The 16,557-nt window shown below is 69.6% G+C and carries 9 protein-coding genes; all 9 read right to left on the bottom strand.

Translation table 11 applies throughout. The features are described from left to right. Positions 1 to 6: 6 nt before the first annotated feature. Positions 7 to 642 (bottom strand): hypothetical protein, encoded by a 636-nt coding sequence (locus C563_RS22480; protein ID WP_155845199.1) that lies wholly within the window; start codon positions 640 to 642, stop codon positions 7 to 9. 122 nt (positions 643 to 764) lie between these two features. Continuing rightward, positions 765 to 5,210, bottom strand: coding sequence for an FtsK/SpoIIIE domain-containing protein (locus C563_RS0115625; protein ID WP_018763010.1), 4,446 nt, complete (start codon positions 5,208 to 5,210; stop codon positions 765 to 767). Beyond that, positions 5,207 to 5,911 carry a hypothetical protein gene (locus C563_RS0115620; protein ID WP_018763009.1) on the bottom strand — a complete coding sequence of 235 codons (705 nt, stop codon included), beginning with the start codon at positions 5,909 to 5,911 and terminating at the stop codon, positions 5,207 to 5,209. Before C563_RS0115620 ends, C563_RS0115625 begins: the two co-directional genes overlap by 4 nt. A gap of 88 nt (positions 5,912 to 5,999) precedes the next feature. Beyond that, a complete protein-coding gene (locus C563_RS0115615) occupies positions 6,000 to 7,754 on the bottom strand; it encodes a serine/threonine-protein kinase (protein ID WP_018763008.1) in 1,755 nt (584 codons plus the stop codon). Next, positions 7,751 to 9,799 carry an FHA domain-containing protein gene (locus C563_RS0115610; RefSeq protein ID WP_018763007.1) on the bottom strand — a complete coding sequence of 683 codons (2,049 nt, stop codon included), beginning with the start codon at positions 9,797 to 9,799 and terminating at the stop codon, positions 7,751 to 7,753. The genes C563_RS0115615 and C563_RS0115610 overlap by 4 nt, the downstream gene beginning before the upstream one ends. Beyond that, positions 9,786 to 10,721 carry a PP2C family protein-serine/threonine phosphatase gene (locus C563_RS0115605; RefSeq protein WP_018763006.1) on the bottom strand — a complete coding sequence of 312 codons (936 nt, stop codon included), beginning with the start codon at positions 10,719 to 10,721 and terminating at the stop codon, positions 9,786 to 9,788. Before C563_RS0115605 ends, C563_RS0115610 begins: the two co-directional genes overlap by 14 nt. After that, positions 10,718 to 12,556 carry an RDD family protein gene (locus C563_RS0115600; RefSeq protein ID WP_331271253.1) on the bottom strand — a complete coding sequence of 613 codons (1,839 nt, stop codon included), beginning with the start codon at positions 12,554 to 12,556 and terminating at the stop codon, positions 10,718 to 10,720. Before C563_RS0115600 ends, C563_RS0115605 begins: the two co-directional genes overlap by 4 nt. Next, positions 12,553 to 15,213 carry a transglutaminase-like domain-containing protein gene (locus C563_RS0115595; protein ID WP_018763004.1) on the bottom strand — a complete coding sequence of 887 codons (2,661 nt, stop codon included), beginning with the start codon at positions 15,211 to 15,213 and terminating at the stop codon, positions 12,553 to 12,555. Before C563_RS0115595 ends, C563_RS0115600 begins: the two co-directional genes overlap by 4 nt. Continuing rightward, positions 15,210 to 16,553: a DUF58 domain-containing protein gene (locus tag C563_RS0115590; protein WP_018763003.1), complete on the bottom strand. Its 1,344-nt coding sequence runs from the start codon at positions 16,551 to 16,553 to the stop codon at positions 15,210 to 15,212. Before C563_RS0115590 ends, C563_RS0115595 begins: the two co-directional genes overlap by 4 nt. Between the last annotated feature and the right edge of the window lie 4 nt (positions 16,554 to 16,557).

Here is a 16,557-nt window from a genome sequence, read left to right as displayed (position 1 = left end):
CCGGCGTCAGTGCGACCGGAGCCGGTTGCGGTTCCACCAGGTGAACGCGCCGGCCGCTATGGCCAACAGCACCGTTCCCAGTGCGATGGGCAGGAGCGCCGGGCCGCCGGGGCCTTCGCCCCGGGCGGGAGACACGGCAGCCAGCTGGGTTGGCGCCGCGGACCGGGTGACCGGGCTGTTCCAGTCGACCCCGCTGGAAGGACCGGTGGGCGGGCGGTACCCGGCGTCGGCCGATGGGACTGCGGTTGGCGCGCCGTCGGTTGCTGCTTCCGCGTCTGCAGCCGGCACCGAAGCGTCGGCTGGTGGCGCGGTGGCGGCCGGGGGCCCGGCGGGCTGTGGCGGCTGGACCGGAGCTTCGGCGGCGGGAGGCGCGGGCTGGGCGGTCGGCGGTACGGGGTCCTTGGACTTGCGCGGCCGCCCGGTTTGGCCGGTGTCCGGACTGCTGGCGAGGACGGGCAGGCAGAGCAGCCCGCAGTCCGGCGCCGTTTGGGTTCCCGACACCTGGGTGGATGAAGGCTGGGCAGGTGCGGCCAGGGGGGCGGCGGCCGCCGCCCCGGCCGGGAAGATGCCGAGGGCCAATGCCATGACAGCTGCTGTTGCCGTCGTCGAAACAGTGCGGAGAACCGGTGCGGACGGGGCCATTGCTACCTTTCGCTGCGCGCAGTCCCCCCACCGCGGCTTTCTGGTGTCCCCGGTAGTCTTCTACAGCGCCGTGCGGGGCCGCAAATCCGCGGCTGCGGCGGCCCCGCACATCTCCGGGCTGCTCAGTCCCGGTTTTCGGGCGGCAACGCCACCTGGATCTTCCGTGCCTTGCCGCGTCCCACCACGTAGCCCCGGCCGGGAATGAAGTCCGGGCTGACCCGGCCCAGGGAGGTGTTGAGCAGGCCGTCCCCTTCGATGTCCCCGGGGTTGAGCAGCAGTCCCCGCCGGCCGGATTTGAAGGGCTGGGCAAGCTGCCAGGCCGAGGACCAGGTGGAGGACTCGGACTCGCCGATCACCCACTGGTCTGCCTTGAGGGACGCCGTGACCAGCTGGGCAATGCCGGATTCGGCGATGGTGTCCGTGAACTCGGTGAGGCCCTCGATGAAGATGGCCACCGAACCGGGGTTTCCGGTTGAGTGCTCCACCAGGTCCTCCACCACCTCGGCGAGATCATCCGGGCCCACCACGGAACGGTTCCAGATGGGCAGGGACGCGACGGCGGAGCGGCGGGAGCCGAGGTAGATCAGCTCGGTGGCGGGGTTGGACCGGCGCAGCGCGTAGGCCAGGGTGACCAGTGCAACGGTACGCCCGGACCCTGGCGGGCCCGCCAGGAGCAGCGGGCCGCGGGCCATGACCTCGGCCGGCTGCAGCGATTCGTCGTCCACGCCGATGACGGGCAGGTCCGGGCTGCCGGCGGGCAGGACGTCCAGGTCCACTTGGTCCGGGAGCCGTTCGATTCCGGGGGCGGTGTCCAGGCCCTGGCGCTGCATGGCTTCGCTGAGTTTGTGGACTTCGCGGGCCTGCAGGGCCAGGTTCGAGTTACCGCCCAGGACTGCCAGCTGGACTTCGAGGCCGTCGAGGAGACCGCGCCCAGGGGGCGAGGTGGCGGTAAGGACGTCCCTGGGCACATCCAGGGAGATGTAGTCGTCCTCGGAGGACAGTCGCAGGACCAGCCTGCGCTGGATCGAGGCCAGCAGGGAGGCCGGCACGGCGTTTGGCCGGTCGCCCGTCACCACCAGGTGGATGCCCAGGGTGCGGCCGTCGGTGGCCAGCTGGAGGAAGATGTCCCACAGTCCGGAGAGCTTGCTGTGCTCGTATGCCTCACGGAACGCCGACATGCCGTCCACCAGCACGAAGATCCGCTTCTCATCCGGCCGGTTCGCGAGCTTCCGGTATTCGACGATGGTGGACGCACGTACCTCGGCGAACTGCGCTGACCGCAGCTCGGCGATGTCGCGCAGGAGCCGCAGCAGGCGCCCCACGCGTTCGACGTCGTCGCCGTTGATGATTTCACCGACGTGCGGAAGCTCCTCGAGCATCCGCAATCCCGCAGAGCCGCAATCGATGCCGTAGACGTGGACCGGTCCGCCGCGCGGAGTCACCGCGGCGGCAATGGCGATGCCCCGCAGTGCGGCCGACTTGCCGGAGCCGCCCGTGCCGTAAATGGCCATGTTGCCGTCCCTGTCCGGTTCGTAGAACACGGTGGGCTGCTCCTGGTGCACGGGGTCGTCGGCAACGCCCAGCAGCAGCTGTTCGTCCGTGCGGGGATTCGGCAGCTTGGAGAAGTCGTAGGTCTTGGCCAGCTCATCCAGCCACGGCTTGCGGGGCGCCCTGATGTCCAGCGAGTCCGCCGCGTGCACGATCGTGGACGTCATCCGTGCAATGTCATTGGGGCCGGCAGGCTCCTGCGCCAGGGGCTTGTCGGGCGCGGGCGCCTCCCAGCTGGGACCGGAACCGAAGGCCATCTCCACGATGTCGATCTGCGGCCGCTGCGGCTTGTCCGTGGTCCAGCCGCCCGCGTAACCGGTTTGGAACCCTTGGATCCTGCCCGGGCCGGTCTTGGCTGCGCCGCGGCCGGGGATGGCGGGATCGAAATAGGCAGCGTCCGGGACGCCCAGGATGTCCGTGGCGTCCTCCTCGTCGGCCATGCGGAGGGCCACGCGAAGGTTGGTGTTGGCGCGGAGGTTGTCCTTGATGACACCGGCCGGCCGCTGGGTGGCCAGGATGAGGTGCAGGCCCAGGGACCGTCCGCGGGCCGCCACGTCCACCACGCCGTCAACGAACTCGGGAACCTCGTTGGCCAGGGCGGCGAACTCGTCCACGATGATGATCAGGTAGGGCGGTGCGTCCGGGTCGGCTTCCCGCTGCAGTGCCAGCAGGTCCTTGGCCTTCTTCCGGTTCAGCAGCTGTTCGCGGTAGTGCAACTCGGCGCGCAGGGACGTCAGGGCCCGGCGCACCAGGTGCGGGGAAAGGTCGGTGACCAGTCCCACGGTGTGCGGCAGGTTGATGCAGTCCGCGAACGCGGCGCCGCCCTTGTAGTCGACGAACAGGAAGCTCACCCGGTCCGGGCTGTAGGCGGCGGCCATGCCCATGACCCAGGACTGCAGGAACTCGGACTTTCCTGCACCGGTGGTACCGCCCACCAGGGCGTGCGGGCCCTCATTCTTCAGGTCGAGGTAGAGCGGTTCGATGCCTTTGGAACCCACGAGTGCGCGGAGGGTGCCGTTGTCCTTGCGGTTCGCCACGGCGGTGGCGTGCACGGAGTTGTTTTCGGTCCAGCGCTCGGCCACCGCCTGCGGGTTGTCCAGGAAGTCCTTGCCGATCAGGGTGGCATACGAAACGGCCCGCGGCAGGTCGGAGTCGTCGTTGACCGGCTTGCCCACATCCACCACGGGAGCCAGCATCCGCGCGAGCTGGGCCGCCAGCTCCGCGTCCACGCTCTCACAGCTGACCGGGTAGGTGTGCCGGCCCAGGCGCACCTGTCCGGTGGTGGTGCCGTGCTCGCCGTCCACCACCATGAAGTCGCGGCAGGCGGCCGGCAGCGCCTGGATGTCCGTGGCCACCCACAGGACGTGGACGCCGGCATCGGGTCCCCGCTCGGCCAGCCGGGTCAGCCGGCCGCGGTCGACGGGCGCGTCATCCTCCACGACCACCAGCACGGCGGGCAGGACAGGCTCTTCGAGGTCGTGCTTGTCGGGGTCGATGCCCGGGCGCAGCTCCGGACCCGACCGCTTGGCCGCGGCTTCGCGGGCGTCCACCAGGTCCTCAAGCCGGGCCAGCAGGGAGGATCCGCCGGCCGAGCCCGCCGCAAGGTGGTCCCCGCCCAGCGGGCTGTGGCCGGAGCCGACGTGCGGCAGCCACTGCAGCCAATCCCAGCGCCCGCGCGACTGGGCGGATGTGATGGCGGTGAGGACAACCTCGGCCGGGGAATGCAGGCCTACCAGTTGCAGCACCATTCCCCGGGCCACATCGTCCACCAGGCCGCGGGCACCGGCGATGCCCAAGGCACCGGAGGTCCGCAGCTGGGAGACAACCGGAACGCCTTCGATCTCGCTGAACTGCTTGATGCAGTCTTGGATTTCGCGGCTGTACTGTACTTCGGTGTCATTGCTGGAGGGTTCCTCCAGCGGGACCCGGGACGGCGCCGTGCCCAGCCCAAACCGGAGGCCCAGGAACGAGGAATGCTCCGGGCGGTGGGTCCACAGCAGCGGGCCCAGCTTATAGATGGCATCCACCGTGTCACTGACCGACGGTGCTTCCTGCAGCCGGACAGCCCGCTCCACCTGCTGCAGTTCCGTCAGGTCCTGCCGGAGCGCCGCCATGGACGCCCGGAACTGCTTGAGCTGCTCCTTCTGCTGCTTCCTGGTCCGCATCTTCTGGTCCACGTAATGGCCCACGATGAACAACGGCATCATCAGCATGAACACCATGGACAGCACGTTTTGCGTGACCGCGAAGATCACGGCGCCCATCATCAGCGGCGCCACCAGCATGATGTACGGGAAGGGGTGGTCTTCGGGGCGTTTGGGGCCAGAGGGCAGGACCCGTTTGGGCACCTCGAAGCGGGGCACCACCCGCGGGGAACGGTTGAAGTCCACCAGGGGCGACGTCGGCGCTGCCGCATGGTTGTGGCCCAGCGGAACCACGGTGACCGTGGTGTCCCCCAGCGTCACCGTGTCGGAGGAGTTCAGGGTTGCGCGCGTGACGGGAAGTCCGTCCATCAACAGGCCGTTGGCGGAGTTCGTGTCCACGATCTCGATGCCCTCCGCCACGGTGATCCGGGCATGCCGCTTGGAGGTGAGGGGGTCCGTGAGGCGGATATCGACGTCCCGGTCCCGGCCGATGTAGCTGGTGCCGGTGGGCAGCGAAAATTCACGGCCGACGTCGGGCCCTGACAGGACACGCAAGGTGGCCGCAGCCGGTCCGCGGCCGGCGCCGGGCTCATGGAATTGCTCGCTGACCTGGGCCAGCGATACCACCGAGCCGGGGCGCAGGCCTGATTCGAGCAGGTTGTCCTGGCGGGCCAGGACATTTCCGCTGATGCCGGCACCGACGAACGCTTCATCGATGCGCAGCGAGAGGTTCTCCGGAGGGGGCGTTCCTTTCCGGTCCGGATCAGCAGCCCACAACACGGTGGCGATGTCGGCCACAGTGGCCAGGCCGTCCACCGTGACGGCCAGATCCTTGGCGTCGGCGGGCTCGCGGCGGAGTGTCAGGCGGATCCTCATCCTTCGTCCACGCCCCTCATCTTCTCCAGCAGGTACAGGTCATCGGGTGTTACCAGGTGCGTGGTGACGGCGTGCTCCACCAGCCGGGCACGGCGGTTGGTCGCCAGTTTGCCGCCGCCTCCGCGCAGCCCGACGACGCCCACCCTGTCCAGCTTGTCGCAGACGTTGTCCAGCTTCCGGTTGAAGCGGGTCAGCGCCCAGCCCAGCGTCTTCGCGGCCGCGGCCGAGGACGGAATGGTGCTGAAGCCGGTGCCTTCGCGCCGGAGGACCGGCTCGGCGAGCGCCACGATCAGGGCCTTCTGGGCATCCGTGAAGACCACCGGTCCAATCGTCGTGTCGCCGCCGCTGCTGTCCTCACGGGCTTCCTGCCGGAAGGATGGCGTCTTCAAGTGCACGGCGAACTCATAGGTGGTCGGGCCGGCCGTAAAAATAATGTTCGTGTGGCTGAACACCAGCGGGATCCGGGCGCCGGGGGAAAGCCACGCCTGCATGCCACCGGAAGCGTCGGCCACCGTGGCGGAGAGCATGCTGCCGACGTTGCTGAGCCACCAGATGCCGTCGTAGCGGGCAACCTGCAGGAACTGCCGGTGCAGGTACGGGTTGTCGTCCACTTCAAGGTCGCCTTCGCGGCCGATGTTGAAGATGTCCTCGTCGGATGGCTCGTACCATTCGCCACAGAAATCTATTGCTAGATCCCCCATGATCTGTGCCTCCTCAAGGCAGAAGTGTTGCGGTAACCGTCAGTGCTGGTGGTGCGGAGCGGCCGCCCCGCCGGTGCGTGCAGGCCGCTCATTGGTCGGTGCAGGCGATGGAGCCCTCCTCCATGGGTGAAAATGCGCCGTCGGTGCGCACGATCATCACCTGGATGCAGGTCTGTCCGCCGGGGTTGGGCCGGATCTTGACGGGCGGGTTCGCGACGGACGTGAATTCGGCGCTGTTGCCGCCAATGGTGTACACCTTCCACTTGTAGGTGTCCCCGTCCTTGGGCTGCGGGTTGGTCCAGGTGAAGGTGGCTTCCCCGTCGGCCCCGATGGAGCCCTTGAGACCTTCGACGTCGGGGACGGTGCCGTTGTCCAGGGCGTCCGCGGGAGGTTTGCTGACCTGTTGGGTTTCCACGGCCTTGGGGGTTCCGGTGGCCGAGTTCGCCACCACGATGCCCACCACCGCCGCAAGTGCCAGCAGGGTTCCCCCGGCGAGGGCGAGCCAGAGGTTGCGTTTGCCGTGGTCGGCCTCGGGCGCCTGCTGTGGCTCCGCGGTTTTTACCGCCCGCTGGACCGTAGCGTCCGCGGCGTACGCCGGATCTTCGCTGCTCCCCGCCGGACCGGTGACGGGCGCACCATAGTGTGGTGCCGCGGCGCTGCCCCGCAGCACGGTTGACTGTGCCCACTCCCCCGCCCGGACGCCGTCGGCTGCCTCCGGTGCGGCCGGCCCGGCCGGAAGGTGGGGTACGGATGGGGCGGGCTGCCATTGGCCAGGCGCGGCGGGAGTGAAGTGCGACGGCGGGGCGGCACCTCCCCTGGGACCGGTTGCGTCCGTGCCGCCGGGCTGGCTGGGGCGGGTGCGCGCGGGAAACGTCGGTGCGCTGCCGGTCCGTTCGGGATCAATGGCGGCGATGCTGCGGACCCGGGTTTCCTCGGTTCCGTTGTCCGGATGGCTTTCCTCCTGCTGCGGTTCCTCCAGCACTTCGAAGGGCGTGACGGAGAGGTTCAGTTCGGCCTGGATGCGCTGCAGTGCCAGGGCGAATGCGTGCGCGGAACTGTAGCGGGACTGTGCGGACTTGGCCATGGCGGTGGACAGCGCCAGTTCCAGCGACTCCGGCACGTCTGCCCGGCCCAACCGCGGCAGGGCCATGTTGCTGATCCTGTTGATCAGTTCGCGTTGGGAGTTGTCCGCCCCGGGCATGACGAAGGGCGAGCGGCCGGCCAGCAGGGTATAGAGGGTGGCGCCGAGGGCCCATACGTCCACCATGACGCCGTCAACGCTTCCATCCCGGAACTGCTCGGGCGGGGACCACGGGATGGACATCCCCGAGTCGTCGTCCGTGTCGCCTGCCAGGGTTCCGGAAATGCCGAAGTCGGTCAGGGCCGGGCGGTTGTAGTCCGTCACCAGGATGTTGGCCGGCTTGATGTCGCGGTGGGCGATGCCGGCACGGTGCGCGGTTTCGACGGCGGACGCCACCTGGATGCCGACGGCCAGGACCTCGTCCACGCTGAAGCGCTGCCGCCGGTAGCGCACGTCCAGGCTGGGCCGGGAGCAGTACTCCATGGCCAGGTAGGAATGTCCGTCGTCGGTCACTTCCGCTTCGAAAATGGTGACGATGTAAGGGTGCGAGGACAGCTGGGCCATCAGGTTGGCTTCGGACTCGAAGCGCCGGCGGGCGCCCTCGGTCTTCAAATCGGAGAGCAGCACCTTCACGGCGACTTTCCGGCGCGGCCTGTCCTGTTCGTACAGGTAGACGTCAGAGAACCCGCCCGAGCCGAGCAGGCTGATGTACGTGAACCCCTGGATCCGGGGCGGCGGCGCTACGGGCCGTTTGGAACTCAAGGAATCTCCTCAAAACGCAGTGAGATGTTGTCGCCCAGTTCCGCGATGTCGCCATCGAGCAGGATGGCCATCTCGTTCTGGGCCAGGCGGCGCGGCGGCTGGCCCTCACGCACCAACACGGTGCCGTTGGTGGCCTTCAGGTCGCAGAGCATGACGTGCCAGCCTTCGAGCCGGACTTCGACGTGGGACCTGGAAATGTCACCGCCCGGGCTCGCAACCTGCACCAGGCGCGGCATCACACCGCCCTGGACGCGGGATACCGACGGTTGCCGCCCGATGACCATCGACTGGTCGAGGTCCAGCACATCGCCGGTGGACAGGCGCACCCGCCCCAGCCTGGGGCGCGCCACCTGGACGGCGTCCGGCAGCAGGCTGCCCCCGCAGGCGCTGCAGAGGGCACGGGTGGGTGGGTTGGCGTGGCCCTGGGCGCAGACGCGGGCCAGCACCATTGGTCCATTGGCGGGGTCCTGGACGGCGGCCGGAGCCGCTGGATGCGGAGCCATTCCGGGGAGGCTGCTCTTCATGACAGTCTCGCCGTCATGGTCGGGATCGAAGCCGGCGGCAGGGGCCTGGTCGGGAGTTCCTGCCGCAGGGGCCTGGCTTGCGGGGAAGGCCGGCGCGGGAGCACGGTTCGCAGATGCTTCAGGGCCTGCCGGTCGGGTGACGGCAGGAGGTGTCCCCAAGGATGGGCCGGACGGGGCCGACGACGGAGCGGCCGCGTTTCCGCCGGTGCGCCACGGTACGGAATCGATGAGGCCGCCGGCGGGAGCCTGCGCTTCCGGCCCGGGATCCGGGGTGGGGTTGGGGCTCCGCCTGGCGCCCCAGGCTGGGTCGCTGCCCGCGGAACCGTCCGCCCCGGCGCCCGGCCCGGCGCCCGGCCCGGCATCGGAACCGGACTGCTGTCCGGCCGTGGACGCGTCGTCGGCCGGGCCCAGGGCGGCGGGCTGTTCGGCCGCAGGCAGGGCGGGCTGCGGGCTGACAGCGATGAGGCCGGAGTCGGCGTCCGGGTCCTCACGGACTGCCGCGTCCTCGATGTTCCGCATCACGGTGCGGTCCCACAGGTGGTCGTAGGACGTGGTCATTTCCACCGCGGGACCCGCTTCAGCCGATGCGGTGTCACCGGCCGGCGGCGCATCTTCCTCCGGCCCATCGTCTTCCCCCGCGCCGGACGCGTCCGCCGGGTCAGGGGGGATGATGGTGCCGGGGGCAATCGTGGCATCAGGGTCGGCGGCTTCCCCCACGGCCTCCGCGGCGTCTGCGGTATCCGCGGGGAGCCCCTCCTGGTCTTCATCGATCACTGCCAGAACCGTCTCGGCGGATGCCCCGTGCTCAGGAGTGGGGGTGCCGGGGAGCTCGTCCTCCCCGGCAAAGTCGGTCAGGGTGGAGCGGGCTTCTGCGCCCGGGTCCCCGGCCGTGCCTGGAGAATCCAGCGCAACCACGCTTTCGACGACCACGGGGTTTGCGACCGCAACCACGCTTTCGACGACAACCGGGTTTTCGGCTTGGTCCGGGCCCTGTGCCTCGACAGGACTTTCCGCTGCAGCCGGGTGTTCCGTTGTTGCGGCCCGTTCCTTGGCAGCGGGGGCTGCAACGGCGGCTGGCCCGGACGGGACGCCGAGCGTCAGCGCCTGCAGCAAAACCACCCCCTCGCCGAGCGGCAGCTCGGGCTGGTCTCCGCCGGCGTCAGCGATGTCCAGCCGGCACATCCCGGGGACGACAAACCGGCGTTCGTTCCAGGTGGTGACGTCACGGCCGTCCAGGTCCACGGCTCCGCCGGGCTGCTCCACGCGAAGGTCGAGGTTGCCGCGCAGGAAGACCCTCAGCGAACCGTTGAAGTCCAGGATGCCGAAGGAGGGTATGCGGGCCAGCGACCCGCCCGAGCTGCTGGTCACGGCAGCAAGGACCTCATGCGGTTCCGGCCGGGCTGCCAGGAGTTCCCAGAGGGCACCGGCAAGTTCGGCCGGTGATTCGGGGCCCAGGAGGACGGCCGTGCCGGACCGGACGACACCAAGCCAGCTACCCGGAATGTAGCTAGCGGCGGTCATTGTCGCCCTCCCCCTCGGCGTCCGTGCCGGCCTCCGGCTGCTCAGGCAAGGGCTGCGTCACCGCGCCGTTGGCCAGCGGACGCGGCAGCGTCTCCTCGTCCCGGTCCGCCGGGCTGTAGCGTGGCGCGGTGGTGCCGGCGCCGTCGTCGTTCGCCACGTTCTTGGCGTCCACCACGATGGCCGTGACGTTGTCCCTGCCGCCGCTGCGCAGGGCAGCCTGGATCAGGGCGTCCACGGCGTCCTGCGGTTGGGCCACGGTGCTGAGGATGCGGAGGATGTCCTCGTCCGCCAGTTCACCGGTCAGCCCGTCCGAGCAGACCAGGACCCGGTCTCCTTCCTCGACTGGGAGGAGCCAGTAGTCAGCCTCCGTCTCATCCCCCGTGCCCAGGGCCCGGGTGACCACGTGCCGGCGGGGATGCACGGTGGCTTCCTGGGCGGTGATCTCGCCCGCATCAACGAGTTCCTGGACCTCTGAGTGGTCCACGCTGATCTGCTCGAACCGGCCCTGGCTGAGCCGGTAGGTGCGGGAGTCGCCGATGTTCAGCACCAGCCAGTACGGCATGCCCATCTGTTCCACCACCACCGCGCCCGTGAGGGTGGTGCCGGCGCGGGCTCCCGCGGCCTCACGGATCGAGTTGTCCGCCCGCACAAGGTACTGCTGCAGGACCGCGGCCGTAATGCTCCGCTCACCGGTGGCGAGCTGCGGAATCCCGGCCAAGGCCCTTACGCACAGGCCGCTGGCGATCTCGCCGGCCTCGTGGCCGCCCATGCCGTCGGCCACCGCGAAGACGGGATCCGCCGCAATGTAGGAATCCTCGTTCAGCTCCCTGCGGAGTCCCCTGTCCGTCCCGTAGCCGTAGGTGAGGCTAAGGCCCGGCCCCGGCTGGATGGTGGAGGAAACACTGGCGGGGTGCTGGTTCATGCCTGTCCTAGGTAAAAGGTGCGGTCTCCAAAATGCACACTGGAGCCGGGGGTAACAAACGTTGGGACGCCCGGCGCCAAGGGGGTGCGCAGGCCGTCAGGGGTGGTCACGGCGCTGCCGTTGGTGGACTGCCGGTCCGTAACCCATATCCCCGCACCATCGGTGAGCAGATGCAGGTGGGTTTTTGAGATGGAGCGTCCGGGATCATCCACGGCCAGCAGTTGGGCATGCTGTTCCCCGGGCTGGCCTACCGGGTTGCGGCCCACCAGGACGCTGCGGTCCAGCTGGAAGTCGCGGCCGTCGTCCAGGCGGATCCGCAGGACCGCCACGGGGGCGGGCCCGCCGGTATCCGAACGCACCTGGGTACGTTCGACGTCGTCGTCAAGGTGCGGCCCGGGCACCCGGTGGCCTGCCGTGGACGCCTGGGCGCCCGGGGCGAACCCGTGGCTGCCGGCCGCCGGCTGGGCGGCGTGCGGCGTGACGGGCTGCGGGTTCTGGGTCGCTGCGGGATAGGCGGTGGCGGGATACGGGGCGTCCTGCACGGATGGCGGCGCGAAGGAGGCAGGGCTGGTGTAGGGCATGGTCTGCGATGGAGCCGCAGCGGCCGGTGCAGGAGCCTGGGGTGCCGCCGCCTGGGGTGGAGCGAATTGGGATGCCGGGGCCTGGGCTGCTGGCGGCAGCGGGACTGCCTGGGGAAGGGCTGTCTGCGGCTGGGCGGATGGCGGCAGCGGCGCCTGGGCGGCCGGCGGCTGCGGGGCCTGGGCGGCCGGCGGCTGCGGGGCCTGGGCGGCCAGCCCCGGGGCAGGCTGTGGCGTGGGCTGCCGGGCGGCCGCGGTGGTGGCCGTCCTGGCCCCGGCTACCGGAGACAGGACCTGCTGAACGGGCGGAAGGTCCAGTGGCGCGAAGCTGTACGGGCCCTGGATGCCCCCCGTGGTGATGGGGTCGCGCCCCGCCTTGACGTCGAACACGAGGGTCTTGGCGGCGGTGTCGTTCCAGGCCCGCAGCCCGCCGTTTTTGTCCCACTGGCTCGAAACCACTACCAGCACCGCCCACACAGCACCCAGCAGGAGCAGCGGGCCGAGGATGAACATGGCGGCATCAAACCACTTGAACACCACCACCAGGACCGCAGCCACCAGGGACAGCAGGATGCCCGCGCCGGTGATCGCGCCCCGAAGGAAGACACCTCCGGCCCCGGGCGCGTAGCCGTCCTGGTCCGCGCTGCGGATGCCCATGAGCAGGTTGCCGGGGGTCCTGCCGGTACGGGCTTCCAGGCCCAGCACCACAAAAAGGTAGGCAAGGGTCAGCCCGAGGCCGATGCCGCCGAACAGCACCAGGGACGAGGTGTCGTAGACAATGAAGCCGCCGCTTCGGGAACGGGTGATCCCGGCGAAGCCGATGGCGAACGTCACCACCAGCACTGCCACGCCGGGCAGCCAGTCGATGACGGCAGCGCCCAACCGCTTGCCCGCCGCAGCCGGAACAAGCTCGAGGTTTACTGCCATTCCCGTTCCTCCCCCTGGAGCGGCCCCCACCCTGGTGGAACCGCCGGCACTGCCCGGATCGGTGCCCGCAGGAGCGGTACCCGGATATGCGATGCCCGCCGGCTGTGCTGCCGGAGGCCTTTCTACTACCGGGATAGTACCGGGAATCCCCGGCGCATGCGCGGCATGCCCGTCCCGGGCGCCGGCCTGGTCATCGTGCGGGCCAGGGCCCTGGCCGCGGTTGCGGCGCGCCGCCCGGTTGGGAAGCGGCGCACCGCAGGCCGCGCAAAAGGTGGCTCCCGCGCGGACGGTTTGTTGGCAGCGCGGGCAACGGTCGACGTCGGAGGTCACTGCTGGCTTGGTCCTTGCTGGTTCGTTCCTTGCTGGCTGGTTCCCTGCTGGTTCGTTCCTTGCTGGCTGGTTTCCTGCTGGTTGGCCTCCGGCGCGCCGGGGCCCTGCGGTTCGCTTGCGGGCGCCCCGGGGCCTTGTTGGTCACCTGCCGGCGTGCCGGGCGTGTCAGTACCTCCGGTGCCGGGGCGGCGACGGCCGGCGGCGGACAGGGCTGCCAGCGCAGGCAGTCCCGCCCGGAGGCGGCGAAGGGAAAGCCCGCCGCCGGAGTTCATCGCGGTCCGGGCGTCGCTGAGCAGGGAACGGGGCGAGAAACGTGCCTGTTGCCGGCGCCAGAACCCCACGGTGGCGGTCATCTCCTTGAGCGAGCCGTCCACGATGGTCCAGTACTCTTTGACCTCCTCTTCCGTGGGCTGGCCGGCGCCGAAGATGGAGGCATCGGCCCGGCGGGCCAGGAGCGTTGTGGTTCCCTGGCTGGCAGGGAACGCCTCGGCCAGCACGGCGGCGCTTTCCCGGCGTGTCGACCGGGTGTCGACGGCGGCGCCCATGTCCGTTGCCAGGCTCACCACTTCGCTCCAGCCTCCGCCGACGCGCTGGGCCGGATGGCCGTCCCGGAAACGCTGTTTCCGGCGTCGTGTCTTCAGCAAGGCGATCAGCAGCAACGGGAGCGCAAGGATCACCACGGGGATGGCGACGACGCCCAGGGCACCCAGCAGTGCGCCCCAGAACAACCACGGATTGTTCTTCTTCTGGTCAGCGTCCAGCGCGTCCGGCGACGAGTCCGGCGGCAGGTCCGCGGGCTCCTGTGGCGGGGGCGGCGGCTGCAGCACCTGCGGTTTGGGCTTTGACTTGCTTTCCGGGTCCGGCGGAATGGGGATGTTGTCCTTGGGCGGGGTGGGATCGAAGCTGACCCAGCCGACGCGCTCGAACGCAACCTCCACCCAGGCGTGGACGTCCTTTCCGGTGATCTTCACTTCGCCGGCACCGTTTTCCGGGCTGGTGGGCTCAGGATAGAAGCCCATCACCACCCGGGACGGGATGCCCAGGTGCCGGAGCATCAGGGACATCGCCACGGCGTACTGCTCGTCGTCGCCGAGCATCTGCTTGGCGGTGAGCAGGTTCCGGATCCGGGCCGAGCCGTGGCCGGAAACGCTGGGCAGCTGTCCTTCGCTGACCAGGCCGTTACTGAACGCACCTGTCTTCTGGAAATGGGCCTCGATCTGGCGGACCCGGTCGATCGCCGTGGGGGCGTCCGCGGAAAGGTCGTTGGCCTGGGAGCCTACGACGGGCGGCACCTCCAGTGGATCCGGGAGGGAGACTTTCGCGAAGTCGTACTGGGTCAGCTGGCCGTGCTCAAGCTTGACGGGATCCGAAACCTGCACGCTGTACGAATCGCCGCGGGTGAGGCCGTTGGTGGTGACGGCGGTGTCCGTCCCGGGGTTGAAGTAGAGGCCTGCAGCCGCGGCGGAACCGGACTGGTCAAAACTGATGCCGGTGGTCTTCCGCCCGCCGGGGACGAAGAAGCCCTGGTAGTCCTCGATGTTGATGCTGATCGAGTAGTCGTTGGTGGGCACTACCCCGGCCGAATCGGCAAGGGTGTTGATGGACTTGGCGTCGCCCACCTTGCTGAAGTTACCGGAGCCGTTGGGATCCATGTTGTAGTTGGTCCCGTTGAAGGCGTCCAAGGCACCCAGCCGTACCCGGCCGTCCCGCGGCAGCCCCTTGACCACGAACAGGGTGTCGTCCTTCTTGTCTTTGACGTAGGTCCGGAAACTCGCCAGCGGCGTGACATAGTCCTTGGGGTCGAACGGCGGGACCACCACGTTGCGGAGGACTTTGCGGTCCTCGCCGGCGTTGACCAGGGGCGCAGCCACGGCGGTGACGCCCACGCTGAGGGCAATCACGCCCGCTGCCATTCCCAGCCGCCGGATTTGGGCACGCCGGGCCGTGCCGCTGTCGGCCTGCGGGGTGTTAACGGCAACCCTTCGGGTGCTGTCCCGCCGCAGGATGTCCCGGCGGAACGTGGCCCAGGCTATGCCGAGGACTGTCAGGCCGATGCCGCGTTCCAGGGTCAGGAACGCCGCGTTGGTGCTGAAGGCAATGCCGGCGACGAACAGGACCAGGACCGGCAGCAGGGGCAGGTAGGGGCTCCGCGCGCGCCACGTCAGGAGCGCGGCCACGAGTGCGGTGATAAGCGAGCTGAGGAAGGGCACGATGAGCACGCCGCCGGCAGTTCCCACCGGCACCCCGACGGTGAGCATGTCCTTCCAGGCGAACACGACGCCCAGGAGCAGGGTCCGCAGGGAATCCAGGGAGGGGACGAAACCGGCGATGGCCGAGTCCGGCACCGCCAGCCAAGTCCCGAAGACCAGGTAAGCTGCCAGCGCCAGGGCCGTGGTGATCAGCAGGCCCAGGCGCAGGTGCGCGTTGGCGGCGCCAATGCCCAGGCCAAGGATGATGCCGCCGAATCCGGACAGCAGGTAGTAGGGATCGCCGCCGAAGCTCAAACCGAAGCCGAGCAGGCCCAGCCCCAGGAGGACAACCAGGGCGCCGGCGTCGAGCAGGAAGTGCCACGGCCGGCCGTGGGCGAAGGCGGACTCCGGGCTGGGGGCTTTGCGGCGTGTACGGGTTTGCGGGATCTGGCCCGGTGCGGTGCTCATGCGGCGGCCTTTCTCAGCACGATGGCAAGGTCGGCCAGGTCGCCGAGGGTCAGGACGGTCAGGTCTGCGATGTTGGCCCGGGTGGGCGCTGCGCCGGCTTCCACCCGGACGGCCAGGCTGCGGACTCCCGGCGGGACGGAAGCGGCTGCGGAGCGGAGCTGGGTGGCGGTCACGTTGCTTCCCACCACGAAGAACACCACGGACGCGTTGGGGACGGTGTCCGCCAGGGTCCGGGCAAGGTCGACGGCGGTGCGGCGCATCGGGGCGCCGACGATCCGGGTCATGTCATCCAACAGGTTGCGGCCGGTTTCGCAGCGCAGCGGGCCTTTCTGGGTGAGGACGTCCAGTTCCCGCTGTTCGCGGATGGCCTGCCGGCCGATGGACCCTGCCACCGAGATAGCCAGCTCGAATTCGTTCTCGGAGGCGTATTCCTCCGTGTTGATGGACAGCGATATGGCCAGGTGGGCGCGGCGGGTTTCCTCGAACTGGCGTACCATCAGCTTGTTGGTCCGGGCGGTGGTCTTCCAGTGGATGTGCCTGCGGTCGTCCCCGGGCACGTAGTCGCGCAGGGCGTGGAAGGAGACGTCGGCGCTGGACAGGTCCGTGGTTGGCATGCCCTCCAGGTCGCGGATGAAGCCCGCCGCCGAACCGGCCAGGGCTACGGTCCGGGGATGCACGAACAGGTCTTCCGGCTCGGTCCAGAGGACCTGCCGGCGCAGGAGGTGCAGCGGGTCGGCCCGGACGGAGCGGACCGGTCCCACCACGATGACGGCGCGCCGGGCGGTGGGGATGGTGAAGAGGTCCTCGTGGACCTGGCCTGGCTTCATCCTGGGCAGGTGGAACACGGCGGTGGTGCTGCCCACCGGAAGTTCCAGCGCGGCTGGCAGCAGCGGCCGGGCGGAAGTATTGGAGACGGCGATGCTTCCGACGGCGCTGTCCCCCACCGCCACGCGGGTCCGGGCAAGGTCCAGGACCACGCCATAGGAGGACCGGCCGAGGATGAAGGCGACCGCGATCACGAACATGGCGAAGGCGGCGATGGCGGCTGCCGTGGCTTCCTGCCAGCCGAACGCCTGGCCGGTAATCCACAGCAGGACCGAGGCGGCGAGGACGGACCAGCCCAGGATGCTGACCACGGACAGCACCGGCCAAACGTACGTCAGCCAGGTGGTCCGGATGGTCCGCCAGGCCGGGGTAAGGGCAAGGAGGGCCGTGTTGCTGGCTTCAGACCACACCGCTGCAGGGTGCAGGCGGGTGGGGCGGCCGTTCCGGTGGAAAAGGAGCCGGAACCGCTCCGCGAACCGGGTCAACGGGGTGCCGGTGGACGTGCCGTCGGACATGTGG

The sequence above is a fragment of the Arthrobacter sp. 135MFCol5.1 genome, from assembly GCF_000374865.1.
Lineage (GTDB): Bacteria > Actinomycetota > Actinomycetes > Actinomycetales > Micrococcaceae > Arthrobacter.
The sequence above is the reverse complement of the archived record's forward strand: the minus strand, read 5'-3'. Positions and strand labels throughout refer to the sequence as shown.

What these genes read in the sequence shown, in the direction of transcription:
- C563_RS22480 (WP_155845199.1), bottom strand. Translation starts at nt 642, where the DNA reads ATGGCCCCGTCCGCACCGGTTCTCCGCACTGTTTCGACGACGGCAACA.
- C563_RS0115625 (WP_018763010.1), bottom strand. Translation starts at nt 5,210, where the DNA reads ATGAGGATCCGCCTGACACTCCGCCGCGAGCCCGCCGACGCCAAGGAT.
- C563_RS0115620 (WP_018763009.1), bottom strand. Translation starts at nt 5,911, where the DNA reads ATGGGGGATCTAGCAATAGATTTCTGTGGCGAATGGTACGAGCCATCC.
- C563_RS0115610 (WP_018763007.1), bottom strand. Translation starts at nt 9,799, where the DNA reads ATGACCGCCGCTAGCTACATTCCGGGTAGCTGGCTTGGTGTCGTCCGG.
- C563_RS0115605 (WP_018763006.1), bottom strand. Translation starts at nt 10,721, where the DNA reads ATGAACCAGCACCCCGCCAGTGTTTCCTCCACCATCCAGCCGGGGCCG.
- C563_RS0115595 (WP_018763004.1), bottom strand. Translation starts at nt 15,213, where the DNA reads ATGAGCACCGCACCGGGCCAGATCCCGCAAACCCGTACACGCCGCAAA.
- C563_RS0115590 (WP_018763003.1), bottom strand. Translation starts at nt 16,553, where the DNA reads ATGTCCGACGGCACGTCCACCGGCACCCCGTTGACCCGGTTCGCGGAG.